An 8,196-nucleotide genomic window follows, 5' to 3' on the forward strand; every position below is an offset into this window, starting at 1 on the left:
AAGGTTAATTTTTAATAGAAAATTCTTATAAGTATAAAAAATTCTTAAATTTTGTAGATAATTTTTATCAAGAAAGGCTTAAGAAATCTAAAATAAATTTTGCTTTTTAGTATTTAGAATTATTTTTATAAACACTCTTAAGTAAATTATGAAAAAATTTTATAAATTTTAAACAAGATAGAGCAAAACTCTTGGATCTAATAGAAGTGTCATATAAATTTATTAGACGCCCTTGAAGGCAAAAATGGAAAATTCATTCATGCAAATATCATCCTTTTTCATATTTTTTAGTCTTAGACTTACGTTGGTGTCTTGCCAAAGTATCGGCGGTAGCGCAAATATCGTCCTATCAAGACTAAAATTTCTCACATCCTCACACTAGCCATACCAGCTATAAAACTCACAAAAAATTAGATATATCGCCGCAAAGCGCCCAGTATAAAAACTACGAGTAGCCAAGCTACGTATCCTCCCATTTGCCACTATCTGGCACGCAGTAAAAGACGTTGCCAGCTTTGCCACCAAAGGCACTGCCGTTTATCGCGAAAAATCCACTCAAAATATCGTTTGCTACGAGCAAATTGCTAGGCATCTAGCCTGCTTCGCTAAAGCACTTGCCAAGGTTAAAGCTGTAAATTTTGCACTTCATCTGCTCGCATCCTGAGCCAAGTAGGCGCAACCAACCTCCATCTATCACTATGCCGCCACACCCATAAACAAGCGCATCCATCGACGATCGAGTGGCTACTTGAAACCCAAAAAAACTCGCTCTTTGCGCCCTGCCCTCATCACGCAGTAAAATTTCACCCATTTTTAGCTTATTTAGCCGTTCTTCAACCAAGCTCCCAAGCCCGGCTTATTTGTATCTATAAGCCACCCTAGAGCTCTTATTGCGTACCGTTACAATAAATTTGATGAAATTTAAAAGAAGAATTTGGCGAGTCGCCCCGCCAAAAATTTGTATTAGCAGATTATTTTGCGTCCCAAGCTAGGATCGTATTGCCCTCGGCATCGGTAGCCACGTCGCCCATACCCATGATGTTGTAGCCGCAGTCTACATAGTGAACTTCACCTGTTACGCCGCTAGCAAGGTCGCTAAGCAGATACATCGCACTGTTGCCGACGTCTTCAGTCGTAACGTTGCGTTTTAGCGGGCTATTTACTTCGTTGTAGCGTAAAATCATCCTAAAATCGCCTATTCCGCTTGCAGCAAGCGTTTTGATAGGGCCTGCGCTGATAGCATTTACGCGGATATTTTTAGCACCAAGGTCGTGCGCTAGGTAGCGAACCGAGCTTTCAAGTGCCGCTTTTGCAACGCCCATGACGTTGTAATGTGGCACGAATTTCGGTCCGCCAAGATATGTGAGCGTAAGTACCGAGCCGCCCTCTTTTAGCACCGGTAGGACCGCACGAGTAAGGCTTAGTAGCGAGTACACACTAGTTCCCATCGCGATATCAAAGGCTTCTTTTGTGGTGTTTACAAACTCGCCCTCAAGCGCCTCTTTTGGTGCGTAAGCCACTGCATGTACAACAAAATCGATCTCGCCAAGGTCTGCTTTGATGCGATCCGCAAGACCGTCAAGATGAGCAGGATTGTTTACGTCAAGCTCATAGACGAATTTACTCCCAAACTCCTCCGCGATCGGCTCTACACGTTTTTTAAGAGCGTCATTTAGGTATGTAAATGCCATCTGCGCACCTTGATCGCAGCAAGCTTTTGCAATGCCGTAAGCTATTGACTTAGCGTTAGCGACGCCGACGATGAGGCCCTTTTTGCCTTTTAAAATCATTATTTCTCCTTTAAAATTTGCTTGGCTTTTAAGCGATTTAATTTAAATTTTTAAATTTAAAATTTAATAGCGGCAGTATCGTGAGATGGATTTTTAATGTTGTGTAGAAATTTTAAGTCAAGACTAGGCACATAGCCTGTCGCAGACTTAAAATTTCCAACTCATTAAAAGACGCTCACGAGACGACGCGTATAAGTTCCAAAAATTTAGAGGCGTCCCAGCTGGCCGTTCCTACTAATACTCCATCACAGCTTGCAATTCCCGCTATCCCGCCGATATTTGCGACGTTTACGCTGCCGCCGTAAAGTAGCGGCGCGCTCGTCTTCTCGCGGATGAAATTTAAAATCTCCTCTATCTGCTCTGCGCTCGCGCTCTTGCCCGTGCCTATCGCCCAAATTGGCTCGTAGGCGATCAGCAGCCGCTCGTAGCCAAGGTCGATATTTTTTAGCTGTTCGGCCAAAAACTCCTTCGTGCCGCCAGCTTCGTTCACGCTCAAATTTTCGCCGATGCAGTAGATGATCTGCCAGCCCACCTCTGCGGCGAAGTCAAATTTAGCGCGCAAGAACTCCTCGCTCTCGCCAAGCTCGCGTCGTTCGGAGTGTCCGATCAACACGCTTTTTACGCCAAACTCGTCCAGCATCGCCTTGCCGATCTCCCCGGTGTGAGCGCCGCTTTCGCACGGGTAGAAATTTTGCGCGCCGAGTTTAAATTTATGAGCCGCAAGATCAAGCGCGCTAAACGGAGGAAAAACCGTCACGTTGTCGTTTGTGCTTAAATTTGCGTCTAAAATTTGAGCATATTTAGCAAAGCTAGCTCTCGTGTGATTGCACTTTAAATTTGCTAAAAACCTCACTCCGCAGCCTTTCTAAGCGGTTTTATGCCCGGTAGCTCTTTGCCTTCTATTAGCTCCAGACTAGCGCCGCCTCCAGTCGAGATAAAGGTCATCTCGTCGGCATCTCCCGCACGCTCTACTACGTCGGCCGTATCGCCGCCGCCCACGACCGTAGTCGCGTGAGTGTCGATGATGGCGTGGCTCATTTTGATGCTGCCTTTGCTAAATTTATCCATCTCAAAAACGCCCATCGGCCCATTCCACCAGATGGTTTGTGCATCGGCGATGACCTCTTTAAAGAGCCTAATGGACGCCGGTCCGATATCTAGCCCCATCCAGCCGCTTGGGATCTCTTGCGCGGGGACGAATTTCACGGCGCTTTCTGCTGAAAAAGTCTGAGCTGCGACGACGTCTACTGGCAGGTAAATTTTAACGCCAAGCTCCCTGCCCTTGCGTAAAATTTCTCGCGCATCCTCGATGAGGTCTTCTTCGAGTAGCGAATTTCCGATATTTTCGCCGAGCGATTTTAAAAACGTAAACGCCATACCGCCGCCGATTATCAGCTTATCCACGCGCGGAAGCAGGTTGTGTAGGGCTTGTAGCTTGCCGCTTACCTTACTGCCGCCAACGACCGCCACAAACGGGCGCGCAGGGTGTTTGATGAGATTTTGAGCAAAATTTATCTCTTTTTGTAGCAAAAATCCCGCCGCTTTGTGCTTCTTGTCGTAAAATTTAGTGATCGCCTCGACCGAGCTGTGAGCTCTGTGGCAGACGCCAAACGCGTCGTTTATGTAAAATTCGCCGTATTTAGCTAGCTCAGCGGCTAACGCCTCGTCGTTTTTGGTTTCGCCCTTTTCAAAGCGCAAATTTTCAAGAAGTAAAATTTCGCCCGGTTTTAGCGCGGCGACTTTGGCTTTGGCGTCCGCGCCGACGACATCCTCGGCAAATATCACGTCTCTATCAAGCAGCCTTGAAAGCCTCTTTGCCACGCCTCGCAGCGAAAATTTCTCCTCAAAGCCGTTTTTAGGGCGTCCTAGGTGGCTAGCCAAAACCACGCTGCAGCCGTTATCTAGGCAGTAGCGAATAGTTGGTATCGCCGAGCGGATGCGGCGGTCGTCGGTGATGTTTAAAAACTCGTCCATCGGCACGTTAAAATCGCACCTGACAAATACTTTCGCACCGCCCAGTTCAAGATCGTTGATCGATAAAATTTCACTCATTTTTCACCCTTTAAATTTACTTCGTAGCCACGATCTTAGCTAGGTCTACAAGCCTTGTCGAGTAGCCCCACTCGTTGTCGTACCATGCAAAGACCTTCACCATATCGTCGGCGATCACCTGCGTAGTGTCGCTCGCTACGATACTGCTGTATGCGCTCGTGCAAAAGTCGCTGCTAACTCTATAATCGTCATCGACAAATAAAATTCCCTTCAAATTCGACTCAGCAGCCGCTCTAAACGCCTCGTTTATCTCCTCTTTGCTAGCAGGTCTTTTTAAAACCGCCGTTAGATCAACCATTGAGACGTTTGCGACCGGCACGCGCACGCTTTGGCCGTGCATCTTGCCGCTTAGCTCGGGAAGTACTTTTGCGATCGCCTTTGCGGCTCCGGTGGTCGTAGGCCCGATGTTTAGAGCCGCAGCGCGAGAGCGACGGAAGTCTTTAGCCTTTACGTCTACTAGGCTCTGTCCGTTCGTATAAGCGTGGATCGTGGTCATGAGCCCTTTTACGATGCCGAATTTATCGTTTAGCACCTTTGCCACTGGAGCTAGGCCGTTTGTGGTGCAGCTTGCGTTTGAGACGATCGCTTCGCCTGCGTATTTATCGTCGTTTACGCCGACTACGAACGTCGCCGTGTCGTCTTTTGCTGGAGCGCTCATGACGACTTTTTTGATGCCGCGATCTAAATAGGGCTCGCATTTTTCGGTAGTTAAAAATTTACCAGTACACTCTAAAACCACGTCCGCGCCGTAGTCTGCGTAGTTAAGCTCGTTTAGGTCCCTTGTTGAAAAAACTCTTATCTTTTTGCCGTTTACTTCTATAAAATCGTCGCTTATCACCTTAACGTCTTGCTTAAATTCGCCGTGCACGCTGTCGTATTTGAGCAGATAGCGCGTCATGTCGCGCGTCGCCGTGTCGTTGATAGCGACAAGCTCAACGTCCTCTCGCTCTAAAATAATACGAGCAGCGCACCTGCCGATACGCCCGAAGCCGTTTATTGCTACTTTAACTGACATCTTAGCTCCTTTTGATATAATTACGCCTAATTCTACAAAAAAGAATTTTAAAACAAATATAAACAAGGCACTTTAATAGATGAAGTTAGCACTTTTTGGCGGGAGCTTTGATCCGGTTCATTTAGGACACGATAGCATTGTAAGAATGGCACTAAGTGGCCTTGATATCGACAAGCTCATCATCATGCCAACTTTTATAAGTCCCTTCAAGAGCGAATTTTCAGCTCCGCCAGAGCTTCGCCTAAAGTGGATAAGAGAAATTTGGGGCGGCCTAGAGAAGGTCGAGATCTCAGACTATGAGATAAATTTAGCTCGCCCAGTGCCTACCATAGAGACGGTTAAGTATTTGTATGAGAAATTCAAGATAGAAAAATTTTATCTCATAATAGGCGCAGACCACCTAGCCACACTTGATAAATGGCACGGCTACGAGGAGCTAAAAAATTTAGTGCAGTTTGTGATCGCCAAGCGCAATCACATAGAAATTCCACGTAATTTACAAAAAATGGACGTACACGTGGATGTTAGCTCGTCGCAGATCAGGCACCAAATGGGGCTTGATGAGTTACCTAGTAAGATAAAAGATGAAGTTATAAATTTTTACCAAGGATTAAAAATGCAAGAGAGATCGATGCAAGAGCGCACCGAAAGTATAGTTAAGGTTTTAGACGCAAAAAAGGCTGAAGAGATACAAGTATTTGATATGAGTGGAGATGATTATTTCGTAAAAGCCGTAGTTATCGCTACTACGCTTGGCGAGAGGCACGCCTACTCACTGAGCGAGGATCTAAAAGAGGAGCTTAAGCCTCTTGGGGAGAAATTTATAGGCACTGAGAGCTCGCCTGATTGGATCGTGATGGACCTTGGCGACATCTTAATACATCTTTTAAGCCCAGCTTATCGAGCAAAATACAACATCGAAGAATTTTTGCAAAAGCTAAAAACTAGCAAAGAGTCTTAACAAAAACAAGCGATGAGCAAATAAGCCATAAAAATATAAAAAATGCTAGCAAAAATGGCTTTTTGCCCGTCGCTTTAAATATACTACTCCTATCTATCCCAAATCCCAAAGCACACATCGCAATGCAAAGACAAATGCTAGCAACCAGCTTTAAAATTTGTACCAAATTTTCAGGGAAAAATGGCAAAGATCTAACGCAGATCGCCACTAGGAAAAACAGCGCAAACCATGGTATGCTCTTTAGCTTTGAGCCGCCGCTATTTTGGCTTAAATTTAAGAAATTTAGCAAAAACAAAAATGGCACGAGCATGATCACGCGAAGCATTTTTATGATGACGGCGGTGCTGTTTGCTGTGCTGTCAAATGCCGCTGAGGCTGCGACTACGTGGGCTACCTCGTGAAGTGAGCCACCGATAAAAAAGCCAGTTTGGTGTGGCGTGAGAGCTAAAAATTTAGCGACAAATGGATAGATAAACATACCAATTGTCCCAAAGAGCACCACCGTGCAAATGGCGATAGCAAGCTTGTTTGCGTCTGCTTTTATCTCATTTTGAGTAGCCATAATAGCAGCTGCGCCGCATATGCTTGCCCCTGAGCCAATGAGCACGGCGCTATCCTTACTAAGTCCCAAAGCTTTAGCTACAAAAAGCGCAAAGCAAAAGGTCGCAAATACCATAAAAGCTGCATATGTCACGCCAAGAGTGCCAACACTTGCAATCTCGCCAAGGCTTATATTAAAGCCAAAAAGTATGATACCTAGCCTTAAAATTTGCTTTCCAGCGATCGCTACGACGCCGCTAGATTTTAAAATTTGAGTTTGTTTTGTAAAAAGATTTGCAAAAATGGCGCCTAAAACGATGGAGATAATGAGCGGGCTGGTGTGAAATTTAGCCAAAATCGTATTTGAGAGCGCAAAAGAAATGGCGCAAATCAGCGCTAAAACAAGCGCAGCAAGAATTTTACGAGACATATTTTAACCTTAATCTATTTTTTAAAAATGCAATTAGCACGTTTGGGTATAATTAGACGAATTTTATAATGCAAATTTAAAATAAAGATAAAGGGATAGGACTATGATCATCCTTGGTGAAAAATATGCTTTTACTAGCCTAGAACTAGAAAAGCTTAGAAAGAAATTTGGTCAAGTAAATTTTTTATCCCATGAAAATAGCGACGCAAAAGCCTTGCGAAGCGCACTAGAAAATCTCATAAAATCAGGCGATCAAAGGCTGATCGTGCTAAATACCGCAAAGCCAGTTGATGGCAAATTGGTTAGATTTCTCACGCTTTTGCAGTTTAAAACGAAGTATAAAAAGATAAAATTTCTAAACGTAGAGAATTTTTTAGAAATTTATCTACACAAATGTTATATCCCAGAAAATGGGGAAAATCTTAATTTGTTAGATGAAATAAGGCCTTATGGTACTTTTAGCTATGCACTCAAGCGAATGATCGATTATGCAAGCTGCTTAATACTTTTCATCTTGCTTTTTGGCTTAAAATTTTATGTAAAAAGAAAGATAGACGAGCAATCGCCTGGAAGCCTTTACTTTTTACAAAGTAGAGTTGGTCTAAATAACAAGGAATTTGAGTGCATTAAATTTCGCTCGATGGTGGAAGATGCCGAGAAAGATGGAGCAAAATTTGCTAGTGAAAATGATGAGAGAGTGTTTGAGTTTGGCGAATTTATGCGAAAAACTCGTATAGACGAGGTACCACAGTGTATAAATGTCTTTCGAGGACAAATGCATCTAATAGGGCCAAGGCCTGAGCGAAGACACTGGATAAATTTCTTTGAAAAAGAGATACCCTACTACAACGAACGCCACATCGTCCGCCCAGGAATCACTGGCTGGGCACAGGTAAACTACCCTTATGGCTCAAATACACACGATGCCAAACAAAAGCTGATGTATGATCTTTACTACATCAAACACTGGTCGCTTTGGCTAGAGATAAAGATCATAGTAAAAACCATTGCGATTGTATTTGAGAAAAAGGGTGTTTAGCTACAGAAGTTCGATCATTTTTTTAACTAATACTTTATATGATAAATTATTTTTAACATATTCTTTTCCTTTTTGCCCCATTCTCTCTCTTTCCTTTTTTGACATATTGTAAATTTTCAAGATAGCATTTTGTACTTCGAGCGCACTACCGGATTTAACGCTAATACCACATCCTGTTTTCATTACAATATCATGTTCCTTATAGTCAAAAGAGTGAACTATTGGCACACCAGCAAACATATATTCATTCATTTTAAGTGGAGATATCCCATATCTATAAATTTTTAATGACAACATTGCACGATACAAAACATTACATTTGGACATTAGCATAAAGGCCTCATCTTTTTTAACAGCATCTATATACAA

Annotated in this window: 8 protein-coding genes and 2 pseudogenes; 2 read left to right on the forward strand and 8 right to left on the reverse strand. The window is 43.6% G+C overall.

Annotation, left to right across the window (positions count from 1 at the left end):
- Positions 1 to 222: 222 nt before the first annotated feature.
- The 6 genes and pseudogenes from F3G69_RS09420 to gap form a co-directional block, all read right to left on the reverse strand.
- On the reverse strand, positions 223 to 369 hold the full coding sequence (locus F3G69_RS09420; RefSeq protein ID WP_223155851.1) for a hypothetical protein: 147 nt from the start codon (positions 367 to 369) through the stop codon (positions 223 to 225).
- Between the two features lie 91 nt (positions 370 to 460).
- Positions 461 to 811: pseudogene (locus tag F3G69_RS09425) on the reverse strand (DUF2625 family protein).
- Positions 812 to 971: 160 nt separating this feature from the next.
- Positions 972 to 1,790: an enoyl-ACP reductase FabI gene (fabI, locus tag F3G69_RS01520; RefSeq protein WP_084109504.1), complete on the reverse strand. Its 819-nt coding sequence runs from the start codon at positions 1,788 to 1,790 to the stop codon at positions 972 to 974.
- Positions 1,791 to 1,965: 175 nt separating this feature from the next.
- A complete protein-coding gene (locus F3G69_RS01525) occupies positions 1,966 to 2,643 on the reverse strand; it encodes a triose-phosphate isomerase (RefSeq protein WP_103600734.1) in 678 nt (225 codons plus the stop codon).
- Positions 2,640 to 3,842 carry a phosphoglycerate kinase gene (locus F3G69_RS01530; protein ID WP_149714206.1) on the reverse strand — a complete coding sequence of 401 codons (1,203 nt, stop codon included), beginning with the start codon at positions 3,840 to 3,842 and terminating at the stop codon, positions 2,640 to 2,642. The genes F3G69_RS01525 and F3G69_RS01530 overlap by 4 nt, the downstream gene beginning before the upstream one ends.
- 16 nt (positions 3,843 to 3,858) lie before the next feature.
- Positions 3,859 to 4,857 (reverse strand): type I glyceraldehyde-3-phosphate dehydrogenase, encoded by a 999-nt coding sequence (gap, locus tag F3G69_RS01535; RefSeq protein WP_149714207.1) that lies wholly within the window; start codon positions 4,855 to 4,857, stop codon positions 3,859 to 3,861.
- A gap of 79 nt (positions 4,858 to 4,936) precedes the next feature.
- Here gap and nadD point away from each other — a divergent pair, with 79 nt between their 5' ends.
- Complete coding sequence (gene nadD, locus F3G69_RS01540; protein WP_149714208.1) at positions 4,937 to 5,818, forward strand: nicotinate (nicotinamide) nucleotide adenylyltransferase; 882 nt, start codon at positions 4,937 to 4,939, stop codon at positions 5,816 to 5,818.
- Here nadD and F3G69_RS01545 read toward each other — a convergent pair.
- Positions 5,802 to 6,788 carry a YeiH family protein gene (locus F3G69_RS01545; RefSeq protein WP_149714209.1) on the reverse strand — a complete coding sequence of 329 codons (987 nt, stop codon included), beginning with the start codon at positions 6,786 to 6,788 and terminating at the stop codon, positions 5,802 to 5,804. The two genes, nadD and F3G69_RS01545, sit on opposite strands and share 17 nt — an antisense overlap.
- Before the next feature lie 103 nt (positions 6,789 to 6,891).
- Between F3G69_RS01545 and F3G69_RS01550 the strand changes: the two genes are divergently transcribed.
- A complete protein-coding gene (locus F3G69_RS01550; RefSeq protein ID WP_084109510.1) occupies positions 6,892 to 7,827 on the forward strand; it encodes a sugar transferase in 936 nt (311 codons plus the stop codon).
- Here F3G69_RS01550 and F3G69_RS01555 read toward each other — a convergent pair.
- Positions 7,828 to 8,196 (reverse strand): annotated as a pseudogene (locus tag F3G69_RS01555) (hypothetical protein); the annotation flags it as partial.

The sequence above is a fragment of the Campylobacter concisus genome (assembly GCF_902460625.1).
GTDB lineage: Bacteria > Campylobacterota > Campylobacteria > Campylobacterales > Campylobacteraceae > Campylobacter_A > Campylobacter_A concisus_AD.